19 protein-coding genes are annotated in these 21,972 nt (G+C 64.2%); 1 reads left to right on the top strand and 18 read right to left on the bottom strand.

The window, feature by feature from the left end:
* Position 1 precedes the first annotated feature (1 nt).
* Both ACYJP6_RS20410 and ACYJP6_RS20405 read right to left on the bottom strand, forming a co-directional pair.
* Positions 2-4,513, bottom strand: coding sequence for a YDG domain-containing protein (locus tag ACYJP6_RS20410; protein ID WP_459477310.1), 4,512 nt, complete (start codon positions 4,511-4,513; stop codon positions 2-4).
* A gap of 37 nt (positions 4,514-4,550) precedes the next feature.
* The gene (locus tag ACYJP6_RS20405; protein ID WP_459477308.1) at positions 4,551-4,745 is read right to left on the bottom strand and encodes a hypothetical protein; all 195 of its coding nucleotides are present in this window, start codon (positions 4,743-4,745) and stop codon (positions 4,551-4,553) included.
* Positions 4,746-5,026: 281 nt separating this feature from the next.
* Between ACYJP6_RS20405 and ACYJP6_RS20400 the strand changes: the two genes are divergently transcribed.
* Positions 5,027-5,998, top strand: coding sequence for an endonuclease (locus tag ACYJP6_RS20400; protein ID WP_459477306.1), 972 nt, complete (start codon positions 5,027-5,029; stop codon positions 5,996-5,998).
* Between the two features lie 78 nt (positions 5,999-6,076).
* Here the strand turns inward: ACYJP6_RS20400 and ACYJP6_RS20395 are convergent, their stop codons facing one another.
* From ACYJP6_RS20395 to ACYJP6_RS20320, 16 genes are all read right to left on the bottom strand, one after another.
* Positions 6,077-6,526: a DMT family transporter gene (locus ACYJP6_RS20395; protein ID WP_459477304.1), complete on the bottom strand. Its 450-nt coding sequence runs from the start codon at positions 6,524-6,526 to the stop codon at positions 6,077-6,079.
* Positions 6,527-7,144: 618 nt separating this feature from the next.
* Entirely contained in the window at positions 7,145-7,849 is a 705-nt protein-coding gene (locus ACYJP6_RS20390) for a GntR family transcriptional regulator (RefSeq protein ID WP_459477302.1), read from the bottom strand.
* A 3-nt stretch (positions 7,850-7,852) separates the two neighbouring features.
* Positions 7,853-8,260: an oxalurate catabolism protein HpxZ gene (gene hpxZ / locus ACYJP6_RS20385; protein WP_108576163.1), complete on the bottom strand. Its 408-nt coding sequence runs from the start codon at positions 8,258-8,260 to the stop codon at positions 7,853-7,855.
* The gene (locus tag ACYJP6_RS20380; RefSeq protein ID WP_459477300.1) at positions 8,257-8,931 is read right to left on the bottom strand and encodes a cysteine hydrolase family protein; all 675 of its coding nucleotides are present in this window, start codon (positions 8,929-8,931) and stop codon (positions 8,257-8,259) included. The genes hpxZ and ACYJP6_RS20380 overlap by 4 nt, the downstream gene beginning before the upstream one ends.
* Positions 8,928-10,460: an ABC transporter ATP-binding protein gene (locus tag ACYJP6_RS20375; protein ID WP_459477298.1), complete on the bottom strand. Its 1,533-nt coding sequence runs from the start codon at positions 10,458-10,460 to the stop codon at positions 8,928-8,930. The genes ACYJP6_RS20380 and ACYJP6_RS20375 overlap by 4 nt, the downstream gene beginning before the upstream one ends.
* Positions 10,461-10,463: 3 nt before the next feature.
* Positions 10,464-11,153, bottom strand: a complete 690-nt coding sequence (gene biuH, locus ACYJP6_RS20370; RefSeq protein WP_459477296.1) for a biuret amidohydrolase — start codon at positions 11,151-11,153, stop codon at positions 10,464-10,466.
* 3 nt (positions 11,154-11,156) lie between these two features.
* Positions 11,157-12,164 (bottom strand): formamidase, encoded by a 1,008-nt coding sequence (locus ACYJP6_RS20365; RefSeq protein ID WP_459477294.1) that lies wholly within the window; start codon positions 12,162-12,164, stop codon positions 11,157-11,159.
* A gap of 12 nt (positions 12,165-12,176) precedes the next feature.
* Positions 12,177-13,097: an ABC transporter permease gene (locus ACYJP6_RS20360; protein WP_459477291.1), complete on the bottom strand. Its 921-nt coding sequence runs from the start codon at positions 13,095-13,097 to the stop codon at positions 12,177-12,179.
* Positions 13,090-14,202: an ABC transporter permease gene (locus ACYJP6_RS20355; protein ID WP_459477289.1), complete on the bottom strand. Its 1,113-nt coding sequence runs from the start codon at positions 14,200-14,202 to the stop codon at positions 13,090-13,092. Before ACYJP6_RS20355 ends, ACYJP6_RS20360 begins: the two co-directional genes overlap by 8 nt.
* A 7-nt stretch (positions 14,203-14,209) precedes the next feature.
* Positions 14,210-15,319, bottom strand: a complete 1,110-nt coding sequence (locus tag ACYJP6_RS20350) for a BMP family ABC transporter substrate-binding protein (protein WP_459477287.1) — start codon at positions 15,317-15,319, stop codon at positions 14,210-14,212.
* A gap of 26 nt (positions 15,320-15,345) precedes the next feature.
* Positions 15,346-17,133, bottom strand: a complete 1,788-nt coding sequence (gene atzF / locus ACYJP6_RS20345; RefSeq protein WP_459477285.1) for an allophanate hydrolase — start codon at positions 17,131-17,133, stop codon at positions 15,346-15,348.
* 212 nt (positions 17,134-17,345) lie between these two features.
* Entirely contained in the window at positions 17,346-18,005 is a 660-nt protein-coding gene (locus ACYJP6_RS20340) for an HAD family hydrolase (protein ID WP_459477283.1), read from the bottom strand.
* Between the two features lie 66 nt (positions 18,006-18,071).
* A complete protein-coding gene (locus ACYJP6_RS20335) occupies positions 18,072-19,610 on the bottom strand; it encodes a sodium:solute symporter family protein (RefSeq protein WP_017638721.1) in 1,539 nt (512 codons plus the stop codon).
* Positions 19,607-19,852, bottom strand: a complete 246-nt coding sequence (locus tag ACYJP6_RS20330; RefSeq protein WP_459477280.1) for a hypothetical protein — start codon at positions 19,850-19,852, stop codon at positions 19,607-19,609. Before ACYJP6_RS20330 ends, ACYJP6_RS20335 begins: the two co-directional genes overlap by 4 nt.
* A gap of 226 nt (positions 19,853-20,078) precedes the next feature.
* A complete protein-coding gene (locus ACYJP6_RS20325; RefSeq protein WP_459477278.1) occupies positions 20,079-21,014 on the bottom strand; it encodes a phosphotransferase in 936 nt (311 codons plus the stop codon).
* A 5-nt stretch (positions 21,015-21,019) separates the two neighbouring features.
* Positions 21,020-21,961: a phosphotransferase family protein gene (locus ACYJP6_RS20320; RefSeq protein WP_459477276.1), complete on the bottom strand. Its 942-nt coding sequence runs from the start codon at positions 21,959-21,961 to the stop codon at positions 21,020-21,022.
* Positions 21,962-21,972 lie beyond the last annotated feature (11 nt).

Raw genomic sequence — 21,972 nt, 5'->3', positions numbered from 1 at the left:
CCTACTGGGAGACGCTGACAGCGACAGGAGGCAGTTGAACGCCACCATTCTGGATACTGAGCCTTGGTGCCTGGGTACCGAAGCCGATGGAGGTGTTCAGGAAAGCCGTATTGCCGTTGCCTCCGTTGCGCTCGTCACTGGCAACGTTGTCCTGCTGCAAGTCACGCACCTCCAAGGTAGACGACAGGCTCAACGCGCGCGGCTGGGCAGTGGCCTGGACTGGCAGGATTGCCGACTGCACCTGAGCGACCGCGTTCTGCGTTGTCTGGAGCGAGCCCGTGGTAGCGAGCGTCGCTGCAGGTATAGTTGCAGCCGGGCCGGCAGGGATGGCGGTAATGCTGGCCAGCGTCGTGGTTTGGCCAGTCAGGGTGTAGTTACCACTATCGCTACCGCTCAAACCATTGCTCAAGGTGACGAGCTTTCCATTACCGACGGCGGCGTCCGCGAAGGCACCACTCGAAACCAAGTTAACGGCATCCCCACCCAGGAGCCCGGTCAATACCGCATTGCCGGTATTGATGTTGGCCCTTTGCGTACCATCAAACACCTTGTCGCTGGCGGTGATGCCGGACAGAGTGAGAGAGGCAGGCGTTATGTTCGCCGTAAAGCTCGATGGCAGGACAAGACGGTAGTTGTCAGCATCGGCGCCACCGAGGGCGTAGCCGCCAACCGTAACGGCCTTACCATTACCGACATTCTTATCCGCGAAACTAGCGCTGCCGCTACCAGTGACGGATACCGCGTCACTACCGAACGCACTGACCGAACCGGTGCCCGTGAAGGTCGCTGCGGTGGTGCCATCGTAGACCTTGTTGCTGATACCCAAGCCCGACAGCAGCAGATCCGCCTTGCTGATGGTGGCAGTCAGGCCGGACGGTTGGACCAGGTTGTAGTTGCCAGCATCGGCACCCGTCAGGCTGTAACCACTAACGTTCACCGCCTTGTTGGCGCCCGCGTTCTTGTCTGCGAAGCTGGCGCTGCCGCTACCCGTTACCGAGACCACGTCACTACCGAAAGCGTTGACCGAGCCGGTACCGGAAAGCGTCGCAGCAGTGGTGCCATCGTAGACCTTGTCGCTGACGCCCAGTCCTGCCAATACCAGGGAGGCCTTGCCAATGGTGGCGCTCAGTCCGGTGGGCTGAATCAGGTTGTAGTTGCCTGCATCGGCGCCGCTCAGTGTGTAGCCACTGACCGTGACGGCCTTGCCAGCGCCGGCGTTCTTATCGCCAAAGCTGCCGCTACCGCTGCCCGAGACGGCAACCGCGTCGCTGCCGAAGGCACTAACAGTTGCCGTCCCTACTACGTTTGCGGCGGTGGTGCCGTCGTAGGTTTTATTCGCCGCGGCGACCCCTGTCACGCTGAGATTGGCTTTTGCGATGTCGGCGCTCAGGCCGGACGGTTGGATCAAATTATAGTTGCCAGCATCGGCGCCGGTCAGGGTGTAGCCGCTGACGGTAGCGGCCTTACCGCTTCCCGCATTCTTGTCGGCAAAATTGGCGATGCCACTGCCCGCGAGCGAGACCACATCACTCCCGAAGGCACTGACCGAACCAGTACCTGTGAGGGTCGCTGCGGTGGTGCCATCGTAGACCTTGTTGCTGATACCCAAGCCCGACAGCAGCAGATCCGCCTTGCTGATGGTGGCAGTCAGGCCGGACGGTTGGACCAGGTTGTAGTTGCCAGCATCGGCGCCGCTCAGGCTGTAGCCGCTGACGTTCACCGCCTTGTTGGCACCTGCATTCTTGTCGGCAAAGACGGCGCTGCCGCTACCCTGCACTGACACCACATCGCTACCCAAGGCGCTGACCGAACCGGTACCCGACAGGGTCGCCACCGTAGTGCCATCGTAGACCTTGTCGCTGACACCCAGCCCTGCCAATACCAGGGAGGCCTTGCCAATGGTGGCGGTCAGGCCAGACGGTTGGATCAGGTTGTAGTTACCCGCATCGGCGCCACTCAGGGTGTAGCCACTGACGGTGACGGCCTTGCCGCTGCCGGCATTCTTGTCAGCGAAGCTGGCACTACCGCTACCCGAGACGGCGACCGCATCACTGCCGAAAGCGCTGACGGCGGCCGTCCCTACTACGTACGCCGCGGTGGTGCCGTCGTAGGTTTTGTTGGCCGCGGCGACTCCCGTCACGCTAAGGCTGGCTTTGGTGATATCCGCCGTCAAGCCGGTAGGCTGAACCAGGTTGTAGTTGCCCGCGTCAGCGCCTGTGAGGGTGTAGCCGCTGACCGTGACCGCCTTGCCCGTGCCGGCGTTCTTGTCAGCAAAGCTACTACCTGCGCCACTCCCCGACACACTGACCGCATCACTACCGAGTGCTGATACCACGGCGCTGCCAGAGATCGTGGCGATCGTCGTGCCGTCGTAAGTTTTGTTGTTAGCTGAAATGCCGGAAAGGCTCAGGTCGAGCTTACTGATAGTGGCGGTGCTGCTATCCAGACCATTAAGCGCGTACTTGCCTGCGCCGGAACCGCTCAGTGTGATACCGGAAACCGTTACCGCTTTGCCGGTGCCCGTGTTCTTGTCGGCGAATGTCGCAGTGGCGCCGCTGGTGTCGACAGTCACGTCCGAGGGGACACCACCGCGTACGGTAGCCGAGCTGATCGAAGCGGCCGTGCTGCCGTCGTAGGTCTTGTTGCCGATGACTGCTGCCAGGTTCACGTACATGTAGGTACTGAGCTTGCTGGCATCCGGCATTCTGATCAGCGGATCACCGTTGACATCGGTAAGACCCGCGTAATTGGTCGGCGAGGTATAGCTGCTCGGGTTGTAGTAGATCTGAACCGTGCCGGTGCTATTCCCGAAGATATTTGATTCGTTGCTAAGAAGGACGGTGCCGGTGCCCGTACCCGTGTTATCCGACCGCAGGATCATGTTGCCGGTGGCTGAGCCAGAATCAAGATTTGCGGTACCCTGCAGCTCGATGTTTCGGTAGGCGCTTAAGGTAAGCGTGGTGCCACTGGTCCAGTTCGACCCGCCGATCAGCGCGCCATTAGCCAAGATGATATCGCCGTTGCCGCTGTGGCCCGTGCAGGTTAGGCCGCCAGTACAGGTCGTCGTCGCGCCAGTCTTGATGGTCACGTTGGACGACTGCAGGGCGGCCGTCACATCGGTATCCTTCATATCGCCGGTACTATTGCCGTCGGAGTAAATGGTGAAGTCGTCTGGGTCGAGTAACCAATCTCCGGTCTGGCCATTAGGCGCCAGCGTGGCGACAGAGGCATTCGAACCGATCGTCAGGTGCTTACCGGATGTCTCGACGCTGCCACCGTTACCGCTCGCCCTACCGCCACGGGCACTGATGTAACCATCGAAGCGAGTCGCGCCGTCCGACCAGACGGCAACCTGACCACCCTTTCCACTGCCGCGCGCATCCGCTTCGATCCGACTGCCCGCGGCGACCGTGGTGTTCTTCGCTCTTTGCTCAGACCCGAGGCCTTTGAAATTGCCCCCGATCAGCGCTGAGCCACCGCCCGTATCGCCGGATGCATCAATTCGGCTGTTGGCGGTCAGGTTGACCGTCCCGCCCAGGACCTTGGCACTACCACCGTGCTGGCCAGTGGCTGCGCCTGCAACGTCCAGCGTTCCGTCATTGGTCGTGGTACCTGCACTGCCGGCTTCCAGGACGATGGTGCCGTTGACGTTCTGTACGCTGCGCGCCTGCACGATGCCGGTGTTGTTCACCACACTGGCGAGGACCGTGTCGCGTGCGCCCGCGGACATCCACACCGCCCCGCCGTCGGCTTGCACCAGGCCGCCGTTTTCCGCCAGGGTATCGACAGTGCTCTTGTTGATCTGCAGATTCACCAGCTTGTCGCCAGTGAAGGATAGGGTCACATCGCTGCCGGCAGCCAAGGCCGCCGCGCCCCCGGGTGCCGTGATCGTGCCCTGGTTCTGGACTTGCTTGCCGACGAACGCGACATAGCCACCGTTCGCCGTGTTGATGGTGCCCTTGTTGACAACACTGCCGGCGCCTGTACCGCTGAAGGTCCGCGCATTGCCCGACGCGGCGCTGTCGTTGATATCCAGCGTGGAGGCCACCAGGCCGCCGACGTTTACCTGAGCACCGGAGCCGAAGACGATGCCATTGGGGTTGATCAGATAGACCTGGCCATTGGCGTTGAGCTTGCCCAGAAACTGGGTGGGGTTTTGATCGCCGATGCGGTTGACGGCGATTGCGGACGTCGAAGGCTGCGAGAAGTTGACCGTCTCTGAGGCGCTGGTGTTGAACGACTGCCAGTTCAACGAGAGGTTTTGACTGCCCTGGTTAATCGTGGTGGTCGAGCCAGACTGATTGATCGTGCCGCTGCCGGCAGTGATCTGTCCCCCCGTCGGTCCTGCATGAGCGAGGGGTGCCACCATACTGGCGGTCACGACTACTGCCGCGCTGAGCTTACGGGTAACTTTCTTTCCTTGACCCCGGGTGAGCTCGGAGACCGCAACCCACGTTTGGTGCAGATCGCTCCATACCAAACGGTAGATGTGGTTCAGGGTTGCGTATTGCATCTTCTTTTCCTTGGCTACAGCCGGCGCGCGAGCCGCCTTACAGCGGCGCGTCTTGGGTTTCGTTGAATTTTTTGAGGTGGGCCGCTACACGCTGATCCAGGTCAGGCTTCCACTGTGGCGGCATCACCTTCAGGGTGAGGGCTTCGATACGCTCTATCTCGGCCAGTGGCGCCAGGCCTTGAATGATCGCTATAGCAAAACTATTCCGCCGATAGATCTCCGTCGAATCCATGGAACTCAAGGCGTCAAAGCTGGATTCACGAAGCTGGGCGCTTTCGCTCCATGCTGAACCTGCACAGTGGTCTTACCTAACACCGTTAATAGCGCCGTCACTGGTAAGACAATTTTCGCCTGCCCTGGATAATTCACCCGCATCGTCTGCGACGCCAGTCTCACCCCGATCTGCGGCTGCCTGGCACCACTGAACGGCAATAGCGTGCCCCACGCTACGCTCCAGCCGCCCCTACAACAAAAGCTATACAATTCGGCGCCCTTTCCGAGCTGTTGAGATTCATGCGCCTTTTGCTTTCGCTGTTCCTGACCTCCCTGCTGGCCACCTCCGCTCAGGCGGCAGCGCCCGATACCTTCGGTGAAGCCAAGGTAATCGCCAGACAAAAAGTCTATTTCGACCAGAATACGAGTACCCAGGGCGACCTGTACTGCGGCTGCCAATGGCAGTGGGTCGGCAAGTCTGGAGGACGGGTCGATGCCGCCTCCTGTGGCTTTCAGGCCCGCAAGCAGGAGTCTCGCGGCGAACGTACGGAGTGGGAGCACATAGTACCGGCCTGGACCTTTGGCCATCAGCGCCAGTGCTGGCAGAACGGCGGGCGTGAGCATTGCGTGGCCGATGATCCGGTCTTCCGCGCGATGGAAGCCGATCTGTTCAACCTCTACCCTGCCGTCGGCGAAGTGAACGGCGACCGTGCAAACTTCAACTATGGGATGGCTCAGGGTGTGCAACGGCAGTACGGTCAGTGCGCGACCAGGATAGACTTCCAGGACCGCGCCGCCGAGCCACGCGACGACGTCAAAGGACTGGTCGCCCGCGTCACCTTCTACATGTTCGATAGATACGCCTTGAACATGTCGCGCCAGCAACAGCAACTGCTCATGGCGTGGGATCAACAGCACCCGGTGACCGCCTGGGAACGCGAACGTGATCAGCGAATCGCGTCGATCATGGGCCACGGCAATCCCTTCGTTTCCGGTGCGCGCCATTGGACGGTGGGTTACCAACCGGTTGGCGATGGCGTCATAAGTCTTCTGCCCACCAAAGCACCGGCGCCCCGTGAACCAGCGAGGTCGGATAGCTCCGCGCAGGCAACCCAGGACGCGGTCATCGGCAACCGGAACAGCCATGTCTATCATCTGCCTGAGGGCTGCCCGAGCTACCACCAGGTATCACCCAAGAACCAGGTTGCCTTCGCCTCGGAAGGTGAAGCTAAGGCTGCAGGATTCACCAAGGCAGGCAATTGCTCGCGCTAAGGTCGCTGCTCCCTTCGTAAGCTTCAGCCTGGTCGCCAAGCGCCGCCAACGCGTCCAGCGAGGTAGCAGAGCTGACGTTCAGAACCGGGCAATCAGGACGACACCGGCAATCATGAATACCGCACCCAGCAGCCGCCATCCATTCATCGCGTGCTGCTCCATGGCGAACAGGCCGAAATGATCGATCACCAGGCTGGCGATCAGGTTCGCAGTGATGGTGACTCCATTCACCGGCGCCGCGCCGAGACGCTGGATGAAGATCAGCCCTGCGAACACCGCGACGGCACCGGCGATACCGCCGAGCGGCGCCCACCAGGGCATGTCACCAATCTGGCTGACCGACGGCAGGGGCTTGGGCATGCAGATCAGCAAACCAACAGCTACGAAGGTAACCATTACGAAGGATACGGAGGTAGCCAGCCAGGGATTGACCAGCGCCTTGTTGAGAGAGCCGTTCATGGCCGCTCCTGCGGCCTGCAAGAACCCAGCAACGACGATGAGAATGTAAGCCCAGTTCGCGGTATTCATAGGAGTCGTCTCGGAGCGGATCGTGGGGGAAGGCGCAGGGCCGCGTCACCGACCAAGCGAAGCCAGAGTTACGACTGGAGGCTGGCTCCATAAGTGCCACGGAGACGTCACGAAAGGCTCTGGTCCGGGACCTGTGCGCTGGCACGAGACGCCTGAACCGTCCAATCTCCCTGCTAAAACTGACCAAGGCCGCTCGTCGCAACAAGCCAAGGCGCCACGGTCTGGCGCGAGGATAGTGGCGGTAACGAAGTCTGCGCCCGAGTTTCGAGCAAAACGGCCAGAGGAATCAGCCTCGGGGCCTGGGTCAGGCTCGATCATACTGTCGGGTAAACCTGCCGACCGTCGAAGCCATGATCAGCGGGCTCAGCCATCACATGATGACTCCGCGCCGAGGCGCCACCCTGCCGTGCACGGCGCCGGCATCACCGTTGCGATCATGCCTGGTGTGGATCTGCAAACTACCGAGGCAGTGGCCGGGCGGAGCCGCTAGCGCTGTTGCTGCCCCTGCGGACGGCTACGGGCTTGGTCGTCCATCGAAATCTCGCAGATGATTTCCCTACTTCCCCGCTCGCGTAAGGACGGCGCCGGCAGGTCCACACCCCTGAGCAGTTTCATCTTCTAACCCTCGGACGCCGCCGGTGGCCGCTCGAACCGGCGCCGCGCCTCGGACAGCCTCGAGAGGCTGAGCTTGCGGACCTCGATCTTGCTCTGCTCGATATGGGCCCTCAGCATCAGCAGGGTGTCATCGCGCTTGCGCAGGCGCAGTGCCTTGAGGATGCTCACGTGCTCGTTGTAAGTCTCTTCGATGCGGGCGCGCTGGGAGAAGTCCAGACGCCGGACGATGCGGATGTGCTCCGTCACCTCGCGGTGCACCCGCAGCATCTCCCGGTTCCCCGTCGCGGCCACCAGCCCGCTGTGAAAGGCTTCGTCCAGTTCGGCGACCGTTTGCATGTCGGTGTGGCGCTGGTCCTGCGGCACGATCCAGACCTGGCACAGGGCTTCCAGCATTTCCGGCAGGTCGACCAGCCCGCACAGCCGATCCACGGCGGCGGATTCGAGCACGATGCGCAGGTCGTAGAGTTCGTCGATCCGGGCGAAGTCGAGCGGCTTGACCATCCAGCCACGGCGGAACTCCACCTCCAGATAGCCTTCACGCTGCAGGCGGTACAGGGCGTCGCGTACCGGCGTTCGGGACACCTGGTAGCGCTCGGCGATCTGCGTCTCGGTGAAGCGGTCATGGGGCAGCAGATAGAAATCGAAGATTTCCTGCTTGATTCTCAGGTAGATCTGCTCGCCCAGGGCGTTGGTCTGGAACTGGGTCATGGGTTATCCCCGGGCGTCCAAGGTGTCCAGGTCGATACTGACGTGGGCGGCGACGACCTTCCATTCCCCTTCCAGACACAGCCAGGTCTGCATCTGGCGTCCGACCCGTGCGGTAACGCCATCGCTGAATTCGGTGCTGACGGTGGCGCAGTCCTCGCCGAAGGTGGTGATCACCGTGTGGTGCAGACGTCTGCCCGCCCCGACCGGTTGGCAGAGCCGTCGATACGCGGCGATGGCCTCGCTGCCATAGAGATTTTCCGCCACCCCGAAGCGCACCGTGTGGGGCGACGACCAGAAGTACCCGTCGAGCGTTTCCAGCTCGTTGGCGATCAGCGCCCGCTCGTAATCGCGAAAGGCCGCCGTTACCGCGGCCACTACCTCAGGAAGATTGATTGCGGAAACCGATGTCATGGCAGGTCCTCGTGCAGAGCGGCTTCCAGGGCCGCCAAAGAGGCCGTCCGGCCGACGATGCCGCCCTGGGCGACGATCATGTCCAGTGTCGCGCGTTTGAACGCCGGGAAATAGCTTTCCGTGGCCTCCTCGATCAGCAGACAACGATAGCCGCGGTCATTGGCTTCTCGCATGCTGGTCTGCACGCAGACCTCGGTGGTGACGCCGGCGAACACCAGGTGACTGACGCCCTCGGCTTGCAGTCGCTCGTGCAGACCGGTCGCATGGAACATGCCCTTGCCCGGTTTGTCGATCACCCACTCGCCCTCTATCGGGGCGACCTCGGCGACGAGCTGGTTGCCGGGTTCGCCACGAACCAGGATGCGCCCCATCGGCCCGGGGTCGCCGATACGCAGTCCGGGCAGTCCGTGGGCGTGTTTGGCAGGGGGGCAATCGGACAGGTCGGGAAGGTGGGATTCGCGGGTATGGACCACCAGCACCCGGTGCTGACGGGCCAACGCCAGCAGCCGCTGCACGGCCGGGATGATGGCTTTCAGCGGCGTCACATCGTTGCCCAGCGCCGCGCCGAAGCCGCCCGGTTCGATGAAATCCCGCTGCATGTCGATCACCACGAGCGCCGTACTGGCCGGCTCGAAGGCGAAGGTGTCGGGACGGGCGCTCACCTGGATCATACGGCCTCCGCCTGCGTCGCACCGCCCGCCATATGGTGACCCAGCACGGCCCGGTCGGCTTGGGCGATGGCGGTCTCGAAGCCGATATGGCCGTCATGCATCACCAGGATGCGGTCGGCCAGTTCCAGCAGTTCATCCAGGTCTTCGCTCAACAGCAGCACCGCCGCACCGGCATTCCTGGCCGCGACGATCCGTTGGTGAATGAGCGCCGCCGACGCGAAGTCCAGTCCGAACACCGGATTGGAGACGATCAGTACCGCGACCCCCTCGGTCAACTCCCGCGCCAGGACGGCACGCTGGACGTTCCCCCCCGATAGGGTACCGATGGGCCGCTCCGGATCGGCCGGCGTCACCTGGAAGCGCGCGATGAGGTCGCGCGCCTGAGTACGGATGGCTCGGCGATCAAGGCGCCAGCCCTGGCGGCACAGCGGTGCCTGGTCGAAATTGCGCAAGGCCAGGTTCTCCGCCACGCTCAGGCTGGCGATGCAGGCATTGCGCAGCGGCTCCTCCGGCAGGCTGTAGAGGCGCAGGTCCTGCATCTCGCGGCGGGTGGCGTGATAGCGCTGGCCATTCACCCGGATCTCGCCGGCACTGGCCTTGCGCTGCCCCAGCAGGGCCTCGGTGAGCTCACGCTGGCCGTTACCGGAAATCCCGGCGATACCCACTATCTCGCCGGGGCGTACGGCCAGCGACAGTTCGCTGACCGCCAGCGTCCCCTTGTCGCCCGGCACATCCAGCTTAACCACCTCCAGGCGAGGTGCCGCCTCGATCACGCCGGACCGCTCGAGCTTGGCCGCGGCGGCGCCCGCCTCGCCCATCATCCAGCTGGCCAGGAATTCGGGCGAGGTGTCCGCAACGGCCGTGCTACCGACCAGCCGGCCCTTGCGCAGGACCGTGACGTCATCGGCGAAGGCGGTCACTTCACGAAACTTATGGGTGATCATCAGTACCGAGATATCTCCTCGATGGGCCATCTGCTGCATCAACCCCAAGACTTCATCGGCCTCCTGGGGCGTCAGGACCGAGGTCGGCTCATCGAGGATGATGAGGTGCCTTTCCAGGTACAGCTGCTTGAGGATCTCGAGCTTCTGTTTTTCACCCGCCGCCAGGCTGTTCACGGGACGCTCCAGGTCCAGGCGGAACGGCATGCCCGCCATGAAAGCGACCAGCCGCTCGCGCTCTCGCGACCAGTCGATACGCCAGCCCAGGTCGCCACGTGACAGCACCAGGTTTTCCGCGACGCTGAGCCCCGGTGCCACGGTGAAGTGCTGATAGACCATGCCGATTCCGAGGGCGTGGGCGTCCCTCGGCGTGCGGATCTGTCGCTCGCGATCGTTCACCAGGATCGCGCCTTCGTCGAGCGGGCCATAGCCGACGATGCCCTTGACCAGGGTGCTCTTGCCCGCCCCGTTTTCGCCCAGTAGAGCGTGCACGGTCCCGGCCCTGACCTTCAGGGAGACCTCAGCCAGGGCACGAAAGCTACCGAAGGTCTTGCCGGCACCGATGATCTCCAGGTCCAGGGCGCGCATGGCTCAGTCCCCTGCCAGCACGGCGAGCAGCATGGACGAGTCGCCCACCGCACCAAAGACCCCACCCTGCATCTTGACCATGTTGAGCGCGGCCAGGTGGTTGCCGTGGTCCGTGGCGCCGCAGCAGTCTTCGAGCAGGATGCATTCGAAGCCGCGGTCGTTGCCCTCGCGCATGGTGGTATGGACACAGACATCCGTGGTGATCCCGGTGAGGATCAGGTTGGCGATGCCGCGAGTGCGCAGGATGAGCTCAAGATCCGTGGCGTAGAACGACCCCTTGCCAGGCTTGTCGATGACGATCTCACCCGGTAGCGGCGCCAGCTCCGGAATGATCTCCCACCCCGGCTCACCCCGGATCAGGATGCGACCGCAGGGACCGTCATCGCCAATGCCGGCGCCGATGTTCCGCGAGCGCCAGCGCTTGTTGGCCGGCAAATCGGACAGGTCGGGACGATGGCCTTCGCGGGTGTGGATGATGGGAAAGCCCTGGGCCCGCATGACTTCGAGCACCGACTTTATGGGCTCGATGGGCGCACGGGTCAGCGACAGGTCGTAGCCCATGGCATCGACATAGCCGCCGACGCCACAGAAGTCGGTCTGCATGTCGATGATCACCAGGGCGGTGTTGGCCGGATCGAGCCGACCGTCATAGGGCCAGGGGTAAGGCGCAGAGGCGAGCTGACGTGGACTCATGGGTCAATCCTGAGCTGAGGGCGTGAACAGGCGCTCCGGCGCGGGCATTCCGCAGGAGGTGCCATCGGTGTGGACCACCTGGTCCTCCCAGGGCAGACGATAGCGACCCGCCGCCAGGTCATGCATGTAGGTATAGGGGCAATCCTGGGCGCCGCCCTTGACCGCGGAATAGCCACGATGGCCGAACTGATAGATGTTGTTCTCCACGCCCCAGTGCAGGCGCGCTTCACGCACCAGGTCCGGACGCATCTCGCAGCAGACGATCTCGTCGGCACGACCACCGCCCTGGTTCATCAGGCTACCGTCGAAATCGACGAACATGGCTTCGCCCATCGAGTCGAAGGTGCCATCGGACCCACACATGCAGACGCTCGCGGTCTGCATCAGATTGCAGAAGGCATTGGCCTGGTTGGTGATCTGCCAGGCCTGGCGGATCGGGGCGGTGTAACCCGCCGTGCGGATCATGATCTCGGCGCCCTTGTAGGCACACTCGCGCGCCATTTCCGGGAACATGCCGTCGTGGCAGATGATCAGTGCCAGTTTGCTGCCGCGCGGACCGTCACAGACCGGAATGCCCTGGTCGCCCGGCTCCCAGGGCTCGACCGGCACCCAGGGATGCATCTTGCGGTAGTACAGGCGGATCTCGCCGGTGTCGTCGACGATGAGGCCACTGTTGAAAGGGTTGCCCTCTGGATTGGCCTCCATGATGGAGAAGCAACCCCAGATGCGGTTATCGACGCAGGCCTGGCGGAGCGCCGTCACTTCCGGCCCTTCCAGGGAGCAGAGGATCTCCGGTGAGGTATCCATGGACAGCCCGTGCAGCGAGTACTCCGGGAAGACGATCAGGTCCAGGCTGGGCATGCCCCGCCGGGCCTTGCCGACCATCTCCACCACCCGCTGGGTCTGTGCCCACAGGGCCTCCCGGGTATGGGGATCCGGCAGCGACAGCTGCGCCAGACCGATCACGACGCCATTGGGCGACTTGTTCAAACCACCAAGACCACTGGACATGAGCTTATACCTCTATCGGGTGAGACTGAGCTCGCCGGGAGCACCAGTCAGGGTTCGATTCGGCCGACAGGTGACGAACATCACCAGCAGCGTCAGGGCATAGGGCGCGGCGGCGAACAGGTAGTAACCCGTACTGATACCCACCGCCTGCAGGGCGGGGCCAATGGCACCGGCCGCGCCGAACAACAAGGAGGCCCACAGGCAATTCAGCGGTTGCCAGCGCGCGAAGATCACCAGGGCCACGGCCATCAACCCCTGGCCACTGGAAAGCCCCTCGTTCCAGCTGCCGGGGTAATACAGCGAGAGATAGGCGCCGCCGACGCCGGCGAGAAAGCCGCCGACCGACGTCGCCCAGATGCGTACCCTGATCGGGTGATAGCCCAGGGCCTGGGCCGATTCGGCATGATCACCGACCAGGCGCAGCATCAGGCCCCAGCGGGTGCTGCGCAGCCCCCAGTGCAGCAGGATGGCCAGGGCGACACCGAAGAAGAACAGCACATTGATGTTCAGTGCCGAGCGCACCCGCTCATCCGCGGACCAGTGCCCCAGCGAAAACGACGGCAGCATGGGTGCCTGCGGTTGGATGAAGGCCTTGCCGAGAAAGAAGGCCAGGCCCGTTCCCAGCAGGATCAGGGCGATACCGAAGGCGATGTCGTTGACCTTGGGTAGCGAGCAGACGATGCCATGCAGCAACCCCAGGACCAGGCCGGTACTGCCTGCCGCGAGCACGCCCAGCCAGGGTGAGCCGGACAGGTAGGACGCGGCGTAGCCGGTCATGGCTCCCGCGACCAGGATGCCCTCCAGGCCCAGGTTGATGCGCCCGCCTTTCTCGGTGAGGCACTCGCCCAGGCTGACGAACAGAAAAGGCGTGCCCACCCGTACCGCGCCGGCCAGCAGCGCCAGGAAGAAGGTCAGCCAATCGAGGTTAGCCATGCTCGGGAACGCCTCCGACCGGGGTTGCCGCCTTCGCCAACAGCCGCAGACGCCAGGCCGTGATACGCGGACTCAGGGCTTCCCAGGCCAGCAGATTGGTGAACAGGATGCCCTCGAGGATCAGCGTCGTCGCATCGGGCAGATCCAGGCGTCGCTGCAACAGGCTGCCGCTGGCCTCTACCCCGCCCAGCAGCGTGGCGCAGAGGATGATGGCCAGGGGGTTATGCCGGGCGGCGAAGGCCACCAGAATGCCGCTGGTGCCATAGCCGGCGATCAGCGCCGCGTTCGCACTGCCCTGCACCGCTGCGACCTCGAACATCCCGGCGAGCCCCGCCGCCGCCCCGCCGAGCAGGCAGGTCATCAGTACCAGGCGATTGACGGAAAGTCCCAGCATCCGCGCGGTTCGCACGTTGCCGCCGACGATGCCCAGGGCGAAGCCGCTGACACTATGGCGCAACAGGACATAGGCCAGCAGGCAGGCGATGACGCCCGCCACCAATCCCCAGTGCACGGCAAAGGCGTCGCTCACGGTACCGATGAGATAGGTATCCTCGAGCGGTACGGTCGAGGGCTTGTTCAGACTCGCCGGATCGCGCAGCGGGCCTTCGACCAATTGCCGAAACAGCGCGATGCCGATGTAGGAGAGCAGCAGGCTGCCGATCGTCTCGTTGAGGCCGCGGCTCTGCCGCATCCAGCCCGACAGCCCGATCCACAGGCCGCCGACCAGCATCGCCGCCAGGCCCATCAGTACCAGCATCAAAGGCCCGGGAAACTCGGGTAGCCACAGGGGCAGCACCGCGGCGGCCAGACCGCCCAGGACCAGGGCCCCTTCCCCGCCGATGATGATCAGCCCGGCCCGGGCTGGCAGCGCGACGCACAGGGCGGTCAGCATCAGGGGCGCGGCGCGCTGGAGGGTATTTTCCCAGGCGAAGGAAGAGCTGAAGGCGCCTTCGAAGACCAAGGCGCCCGCCGCCAGCGCCGGCTTGTTCTGCACGGCGAGGAAGAGCAGAAACAGCGCGCCCGAGGACAGCACGGCGAGCAGCGTGGGCAGGCCGGGCAGCGCCCTGGCCGCCAGCCGTTGCAGCTTGTGTTCGAGGCTATTCATGCCACCCTCAGATCTGGCCCTGGACGCCTTCGACCAGGTAGTTCATCCGCTCCAGCACGACGTCGGTCTGCGGCTGGCTGGTACCGTCCGCGATGACGACAGTGCCCTTGTTGTCCTTGATCGGGCCCTTGAAGATGACGAAGCTGCCCGCGAGCATCTGGGCCTTGATGGCGTCGGCCTGCTGCTTGGCCGCGTCGCTCACCTTCGGGCCGTAGGCCGAGGTCTTCACGAAGCCGTCCTTGAGCCCGCCACGCATGAAGTTGATCATCGGCTTACCGGCCCGGGCGGCCTCGACATGGGCGCGATAGGGGGTTTCCCAATTCCACTCGGCACCGGTGAGATAGCCCTTGGGCGCCAGGGCGGCCTGGCTGGCGTGGTAGCCGCAGGTCATGACGCCGCGCTTCTCGGCGGTCTCGACGATCACCTTGGGTCCATCCACGTGACAGGTCAGGACGTCGCAGCCGCGGTCGATCAGGCTGTTGGCCGCCTCGGCTTCCTTGACCGGCAGCGACCAGTCACCGGTGAAGATCACCGTCACGGTGATGCTCGGGTCCACCGAACGGGCACCGAGCGCGAAGGCATTGAGGTTGCGCAGCACCTGGGGCACCGGCTTCGCCGCGATGAAGCCGAGCTTCTTCGACTGGCTCATATGGCCCGCCACCACGCCGTTGAGGTACTGGCCCTCATCGATGTAGCCGAAGAAACTGCCCGCATTCAGCGGATCCTTGCCTTCCTGCCAGAGGCCACCGCAGTGGGCGAAGCGGACATCCGGGTACTTCTTCGCCATCTTGAGCACATGGGGGTCGAAGTAGCCAAAGGAGGTGGGGAAGATCAGGGTGGCGCCATCCTGGCGGATCATCGCCTCCATGGACTTCTGCACCGCCACGGTTTCCGGGACGTTCTCCTCTTCGATCACCTTGACGTTGGGCAGGGTCTTGATGATCGCGGCAGCCTGCGCATGGGCCTGGTTGTAGCCGAAATCGTCGCGGGCGCCGACATAGATGAAGCCGACGACAAGGGGCTTGTCGGCAGCCCGGGCCAGGCTGAACGGCAGCGCGGCACTGGCGCCGATCAGCCCTGCCAGCTTGATGAAATTGCGACGGTCGATAGGATTCATGTCAAGGTCCTCGGTGGGTGTCGGGATCAGAGCGAAGCGCGATAGGCGCGCCAGCCTCCAAAGCGGGTGATGTCTTGGGCGCCATCGAGGCCGGCAGGCTCGCAGATGAAGCCCTTGACCCAGCGTCCATCGGCCAACTCGACCGAGCCGATGCCAAGGGGCGCGGGAATCGCGGCGACGAAGGCGCCGAAGAGGCGCAGTGGCATGGTCCAGACCTCGAGGTCGATCGCCGCGCCCTGCTCCGCCACCCTGACCAGGCCTGGCTTGGCCGGCTGGGTATTGGCCAGGGCATAGAGGCGGTAGTGGTCACTGGTGGTGGTGCTGAGCAGGCGGCGGGCACCGCTTTCGAGCAGTTGCCAGTTCAGCGGCTGGCCCCAGAGATGTGCACCGACGACGGCCACTTCCACCTGGGGTTCACCCGCGTCCAGCGGCGCGAGGGCGATGGCGTCGCCTTGGTCTTCGCCCTCGAACAGCGACTGCCAGCGGGCGGCCGTCTCGGCCAGGTAATGGTCCGAACCAGCCCGGCCGATCAGGGTGATACCTGCCGGCAGACCATCGGCCCGGGGTACCCCTGGCAAAGCGAAGGCCGCCATGTTCATCAGATTGACGAAATTGGTGTAGTGACCCAGGCGCGCATTGCTCTGGATGGGATCGGCCATGACCTCGGTGATGGTGGGCATGCACGGCGCCGTGGGCACCACCAGCAGGTCGAAGCCCGCCAGCAGTCGCTCGGCTTCCCGGGTCAGGGCTTGCAGCCGGTAGTGCGCCTCAAAGGTATCGACCGCGCTGAAACGGTCCGCGCCAGCCAGGATGCCCTTGACCACGGGATGGATGGCAGCCGGTCGCTGCTCATAGAACTGCCCTACGGCCGCCCGTCTTTCGGCCACCCAGGGCCCTTGATAAAGCAGTGCGGCTGCTTCGGCCAGGACGGCATAGGGTATTTCGTCGATCGTGATGCTCGGATCCTGGCGTAACCGCGCCAGGCTCTGCGCGTAGGCTTGCGCGGCCTGGCCGTCGCCGAAGAATTCCGGCTGCGCCGGTACCGCCACCCTACACTGCCGGCGCTGCACAGGCCGGGTCAGGGGTTGGCGCGCATAGGCGTCCTCGGCATCGTAGTGGGCCGCCACCTGCATGACCTGCCAGGCACTGGCGGCATCCGCGGCGAAGATGGACAGCGTATCGACGCTCCGGCAGGCCGGCACGACGCCGCGGCTGCTCAGCAATCCCAGGCTCGGCTTGAGCCCGACGATCCCATTGAATCCGGCGGGCACCCGCCCGGAGCCGGCCGTATCCGTCCCCAGGGCGAAGGCGACATAGCCCAGGGCGACGGCCACCGCCGAGCCGGAGCTGGAGCCACCGGACACGTAGCGCTCATCGACCGCGTTGCGCACGGCGCCATAGGGCGAGCGGACGCCCACCAGGCCGGTGGCGAACTGATCGAGGTTGGTCTTGCCCACCAGGATGGCGCCGGCATCCAGCAGACGCTGGACGACGTAGGCGTTTTCCCGGGCCACGTAGGCGAACTCTGGACAGGCCACCGTGGTGGGGAGTCCTGCCACATCGATGTTGTCCTTGACCGCGAAGGGAATGCCATAGAGCGGAAACCGCTCCTGCAGCGCGCCGCCGAACTCGTTGGCCTGCTGCTCCAACTCCCGGGCCCGCGCCTGCAGGGCCGCCTGCGGCAGACGGTGAATCCATACCTCCGGTCGATCACTGAGCTCCAGCATCTCGAGCAAGGTCTGTACGGTCTGGCTGGGCGTCAGATCACCTGCGGCATAGCGCTGGGTCAGGGTACTGATGGGGTACGGATTCATGAGCATTCATTCTTGTATACAAGTGTGAATTCAAGATTTGCATGCTCTGTGCCAAGTTTTGCTTGGTGTCCAAGGGCGGCTTCTATTCCCCGTCCTTGAGCCTTCAGACACCAGCTAAAAGAACGGAGGTGACGGCCCGGTGTGCGCCCCGTGCACCGGTAGCGTGCAGTCGGCGGATGCACGCACCGCTTTGGTTGGCGCCGCTTGGGCGGTTACGCCAGCCGCCAGTCGAGCACCTTCCATCCTGCGGCCTGGGCCTGAGCCAGCAGTACCTCATCGGGGTTGACCGCCACCGGGTGCTCGACCTTGCTCAACAGGGGCAGGTCGTTACGGGAGTCTGAGTAGAAACTGGCGCCCGCCAGGGACTCGTGCTGCTCCTGAAGCCACTGCTCGAGACGGATCACCTTGCCCTCACGGTAGGTGAGCACGCCCGAGGTACGCCCCGTATACCGACCTGCGACGACCTCCACGTCTATCGCCAGCACCTCGTCGATACCGAGGCAGGCCGCGATGGGTTGGACCAGGAAGGCCGCCGAGGCCGAAATCACCAGCAGACGGTCGCCCGCCTGGCGGTGGGCCTCCACGGTGCTGCGGGCGGCGGGATAGAAGCGCGGTGCGATGACAGTATCGAGGTAACCGTGCACCACCTCGGCCACCTCCGCGGGCGTCCGGCCAACCAGCGGTTCGAGGCTGAACGCCATGTAGTCTTCCATGGCCAGTTGCCCCTGGCCGTACAGGGCCATGAGCGCCTGGTCGCGGCGTGGGAAGTCCTCGGCGTCCACCCAGCCGATGCGTGCCATCCAGGCACTCCAGAGGCTGGCGCAATCGCCGTGAATGAGGGTTTCGTCGAGGTCGAACAAAGCAAGAGCCATGGGAAGTTTCCAGCGTGTTGAAGAGACGCGGCCGCCAACAGCGCGCTGGCGGCCGGGAGGGACGGCTCAGCCCATTGCCGGCGCTACCGCACCTTTGGCGGCCGGCCGCGGGGCCACGCCGAGCTCGAACAGATCGGCGACCCGCCGGCTTTCCGCCTCACTGGGCTTGATGGCCAGGGCGCAACCCACGAACACCAGGGCATTGAAGATCACGCCGACGATGCCGCTGGTGAGCGAACCCAGCGCCGCGATGTCGTCCGGGTAGAGCACCGTCAGGACGATGGCGATGAGAATGCCGGTGAGCATCCCCAGGATGGCACCCTGCTTGTTGCCCCAGCGGGTGAAGATGCCGAAGAACAGCGGCACGGCCAGCTGGATGATCCCCTGGTAGGAAATCTGGGCCAGCAGCTGCAGGCGCGAGTAGTTGAACGTCAGGTAGGCCACCACGGCGGCGGCGGCGATGAAGACGATCATTCCGCCTTTGGCCAGCGCGGTGAGCTGGCGGTCGGTCCGGGGCGTGGTCCAGGTCGCGAGATCATTGGCGAACTGCACACCGCAGACCTGCACGCAGCCGTCGACGTGACCGATGCTCGCGGCCAGGACTATGGCGATGGCCAGCGCCAGCAGCCACGGCCCGCCGATATCGAACAGCGACAGGAACCAGCCTTGCTGCGGGTGTGCCGCCACGTTCGGGTCCTGGCTGACCGCGGCGGCGAACAGCATGAGGATGCCGTAGAAGCCGCCCACCAGCAGGATGGTGTAGACCGTGCCCTTCTTTACCGAGCGGACGCCGCTGGCGGTGTAGATGCGCTGGAAGCTCATGGGCCAGCACATGGAACCGATCACCCCGGTGAAGATCAGGCTGAACATGTACCAGGCGCCATAGCCGGTGCCGGTGTCGCCGGGAATCAGCAGCATCTTGGCCGGCAATTCGGCCAAGTTGGCGAAGGAGGCGTTTTCACTGCCGCCCAGCAGGAAGACACAGAGCGCCGCGGCCAGGACGTAGGCGATCAGGCCCTGGTACATGTCGGTCATGATCAGGCCGCGCATGCCCATACTCACCGTCCAGTATTGGCGGATCAGCACCACCAGCACGCCGGCGGTCAGGCAGGCGGTGATGCCCCAGCTGCCGAAGCTGGCGAACTGGAACAGCATGGCCAGTGCCTGGATGCCCATGACCACCCAGGGGAATACCGAGATGATGCCGATGATGGAGGCCAGTCGCTTGACCGCCGGGCTGTCGAATCTCATGCCCAGCAGGTCGGGCTGGGTGGTGAGGTTGAATCTCTGGCCCCAGGTCCAGGCGCGATTGGCCATGAGGTACATGGCGGTCACGCCGAGGGTCGAATAGACCATGCCGTAGAAGCCGAGGGCCCCGCCCACCGACAACGAGAAGAATGCCGTGAAGGTCGCGCCCGGCCACCAGGAGTTGGTGTAGCACATGGCGATGTACCAGGGCCCGTAGGAACGACCGCCGACCGCGTAGTCGGCGAAGTCATGGCTCTGCTTGTTGGTGAGATAGAGCACGGCGATCATCCCGGCCAGGAACAGGCCGATGACGCCGAAGCTGATGAGCATGTCGAAGGAGCTACCGGCAGGGATCATGGCTGAGTCTCCTCGGGGATGTCGCCACTGGCGGATTCGACGAGATAGAGCGCCGCTACGCCGACGCCGAGCAGTACGGCGATGAGAATCCAGTAGAAGATCGGCAAGGGAATGCCCAGTACCACTTGAGTGCTGCCGCTCACGCTGAGATAGAACGGCGGGAACACCGCCATCAGCAGCAGGGCGCAGAAGTACAGACCGAAACCACAGGTCTTGAGCGAAAAAGGACGGGAGGACGTCATGACGACACCCCCTTCCGGACGACGCAGCAAAGCGCTGCGGACGGTACACGAGGGGAAATGAGACTGTTCACGAGGGCTGGCTCCTGTGGCAGGCCGACGGTTGATCGAAAGAGGCTTCGCGAGGCAGTCGAAGGGCGCGCCTGCGCGATGAACAGGTCATCTGCAGGGGGACGCCGGTGTTTCCTATCGTTGTCGGCCACCTTCTGCGAAGTGGCTCGGGGATCCGTCAGACCTGCCTGAGCCAGGTCTCCCAGCGGGAATCGTGGATGACGCTGCGGGCGCGGCTGTGCTTGAGCGCGCCATATTTGTAGAAGTCGAAATCGATCTGCGAGACGGCGTGCTGCACCATGGCCCAGGTGGACCACTTGAGGTCGGCCAGCGCCTTGTTGACGTACACCCGCGCCAGCGTCTGAGGGGTCACGGCGCCGAAGTAGTCTTCGAGCAAGGCCAGTTCCATGTCCGGGGCGAAGAACATCTCGCCGAACCAGAGCGCGAGTTCATAGTGGCGATCATTGTTGGAGGCATATTCGAAGTCCACCAGCCGCACCTCGGCCGCGGCATTGAGCATGAAATTACCGGCCAGGGTGTCGTTCATGCAGGGCGCCAGATCGACACCCGACGCCTCCAGTGCCTGGCGGGCGCGGCGATACTGGCGGTCGAGCCAGGCATGGTCATCGGGCCATTGCCCGCCCAGCTCATGCACCTGGCGCTGGTGCTCGTCGATCATGTCGAAGGCCGTCTTGGTCTGGATCAGCAACGGTTGGTCGTTGAAGGCCTTGAGTGCATGCAGCGCCCGGTGGCGGACGTCGCGATCGAGGAAGTCACGATTGGACGAGGCGCGCCAGCCCTCCATGAACTCGAAGACCTCCACGCCGTGTGCCTCGAGAAAGGCCACCACCGGGGCGCCATAACCGGTGGCCGCGGCCTTGAGGCTGGCATCGTGGGCGGTACGCCGGTCGATGAAGAGCTCGGTGCCCTGCCCCGGTACCTTGAGGAAGAACGCCGTTGGCGCTCCCTCGATCTGCACCCGCCAGTTGGTGTTGGAAATGCCGCCACTGACCGGGGCATAGTGGGCCGTGCAGCCGGCCCAGGGCTCATGAGCGAGAATCGCCTGCTCGAGCTGCCGCTCCGCCTGGGTACTCGCTTCGCCTAGTCGCTTCATCTCGCTCATCCTCGTACCTGACGGAGCCAGCTTTCGAAGCGCGACTCCTGAATCGTCATGCGGCAGCGCAACAGGGTCCACTGGCCGACCTTGGAGAACTCCAGCGGCCGCGCCGAGGCGACGCCGGCCCAGAGGCCCCACAGCGTCCAGTACCAGTCATCGAGCAGACCGTAGAGGCGGCAGCGGGCGTAGTCCGCGTCGCGCGCCGTCGCACTCCAGCGGGCGATGCCGGCGCGCCATTGCGGCTCGAAGGGATAGAGCTCGTTGAGCGTGATGGCGACGTCGTACCAGGGATCGAAGCAGCCGCCCCGATCGAAATCCAGCAGCCGGAATTCGCCTGCAGCATTGACCATCACATTGCCGGCGAGGCCATCGCCATGCAGGGGGCGCACCTCGCCGGGTTGCTGGCGCAGGGCGTGCCACGCCTGCTCGACGCAGTCATCGATCCAGGCGTGGTCAGCGGGCAAGGCCACCGCCTGCTGGCGACAGAGCGTGCGAAGCCTTTCGAGATCGACCCAGGGCGATCGCTCGAAGGCCGGTGCCGGCCCCTCCTGCACCGCTCGCTTGAGCCGCCAGAGAACCTCCAGGCTGAGCTCCGGCTGCAGTCGGTCGAGGCGCGCCCAATGCCAGTCCTCTGGCGCCAGGCGCTCGAGGAGCATGACACCCTGGTCGGCATCCGCGAGCCACACCGCCGGCGTGACCCCGGCCGCGGCCGCGCAGCGGGTCGCCTCGACGCTCTGGGCGAAATCGATGAGCGGCCGCATGTCGTCGTACAGCACCTTGGCATAGAAGGCACCCTGGTCACTGTGCACGTGGAAACCCGCCCACTCACAAGCCAAACGGGTTGGCGAGGCCACGCCCGGGGTGCCCGGTGTGATCTGCAGGGCGGTCACACCTGCTGCGGCCAGCGCATGTTGCAAACGATCGAATTCGAGGGTGGACGTCATGGCGCAGGACC

This window comes from Pseudomonas sp. No.117 (genome assembly GCF_054558395.1).
Note: the sequence above shows the minus strand (reverse complement) of the source record. Positions and strands in the feature narration are given on the sequence as shown.

Excerpts from the sequence above, each read along its gene's own strand:
- ACYJP6_RS20400 (WP_459477306.1), top strand. The coding sequence starts at position 5,027 with ATGCGCCTTTTGCTTTCGCTGTTCCTGACCTCCCTGCTGGCCACCTCC.
- ACYJP6_RS20360 (WP_459477291.1), bottom strand. The coding sequence starts at position 13,097 with ATGGCTAACCTCGATTGGCTGACCTTCTTCCTGGCGCTGCTGGCCGGC.
- ACYJP6_RS20340 (WP_459477283.1), bottom strand. The coding sequence starts at position 18,005 with ATGGCTCTTGCTTTGTTCGACCTCGACGAAACCCTCATTCACGGCGAT.
- ACYJP6_RS20355 (WP_459477289.1), bottom strand. The coding sequence starts at position 14,202 with ATGAATAGCCTCGAACACAAGCTGCAACGGCTGGCGGCCAGGGCGCTG.
- ACYJP6_RS20375 (WP_459477298.1), bottom strand. The coding sequence starts at position 10,460 with ATGCGCGCCCTGGACCTGGAGATCATCGGTGCCGGCAAGACCTTCGGT.
- ACYJP6_RS20365 (WP_459477294.1), bottom strand. The coding sequence starts at position 12,164 with ATGTCCAGTGGTCTTGGTGGTTTGAACAAGTCGCCCAATGGCGTCGTG.
- ACYJP6_RS20410 (WP_459477310.1), bottom strand. The coding sequence starts at position 4,513 with ATGCAATACGCAACCCTGAACCACATCTACCGTTTGGTATGGAGCGAT.
- ACYJP6_RS20335 (WP_017638721.1), bottom strand. The coding sequence starts at position 19,610 with ATGATCCCTGCCGGTAGCTCCTTCGACATGCTCATCAGCTTCGGCGTC.
- ACYJP6_RS20405 (WP_459477308.1), bottom strand. The coding sequence starts at position 4,745 with ATGGATTCGACGGAGATCTATCGGCGGAATAGTTTTGCTATAGCGATC.
- hpxZ (WP_108576163.1), bottom strand. The coding sequence starts at position 8,260 with ATGACATCGGTTTCCGCAATCAATCTTCCTGAGGTAGTGGCCGCGGTA.
- ACYJP6_RS20325 (WP_459477278.1), bottom strand. The coding sequence starts at position 21,014 with ATGAAGCGACTAGGCGAAGCGAGTACCCAGGCGGAGCGGCAGCTCGAG.
- ACYJP6_RS20380 (WP_459477300.1), bottom strand. The coding sequence starts at position 8,931 with ATGATCCAGGTGAGCGCCCGTCCCGACACCTTCGCCTTCGAGCCGGCC.
- ACYJP6_RS20350 (WP_459477287.1), bottom strand. The coding sequence starts at position 15,319 with ATGAATCCTATCGACCGTCGCAATTTCATCAAGCTGGCAGGGCTGATC.
- ACYJP6_RS20320 (WP_459477276.1), bottom strand. The coding sequence starts at position 21,961 with ATGACGTCCACCCTCGAATTCGATCGTTTGCAACATGCGCTGGCCGCA.
- ACYJP6_RS20330 (WP_459477280.1), bottom strand. The coding sequence starts at position 19,852 with ATGACGTCCTCCCGTCCTTTTTCGCTCAAGACCTGTGGTTTCGGTCTG.
- ACYJP6_RS20390 (WP_459477302.1), bottom strand. The coding sequence starts at position 7,849 with ATGACCCAGTTCCAGACCAACGCCCTGGGCGAGCAGATCTACCTGAGA.
- atzF (WP_459477285.1), bottom strand. The coding sequence starts at position 17,133 with ATGAATCCGTACCCCATCAGTACCCTGACCCAGCGCTATGCCGCAGGT.
- biuH (WP_459477296.1), bottom strand. The coding sequence starts at position 11,153 with ATGAGTCCACGTCAGCTCGCCTCTGCGCCTTACCCCTGGCCCTATGAC.
- ACYJP6_RS20395 (WP_459477304.1), bottom strand. The coding sequence starts at position 6,526 with ATGAATACCGCGAACTGGGCTTACATTCTCATCGTCGTTGCTGGGTTC.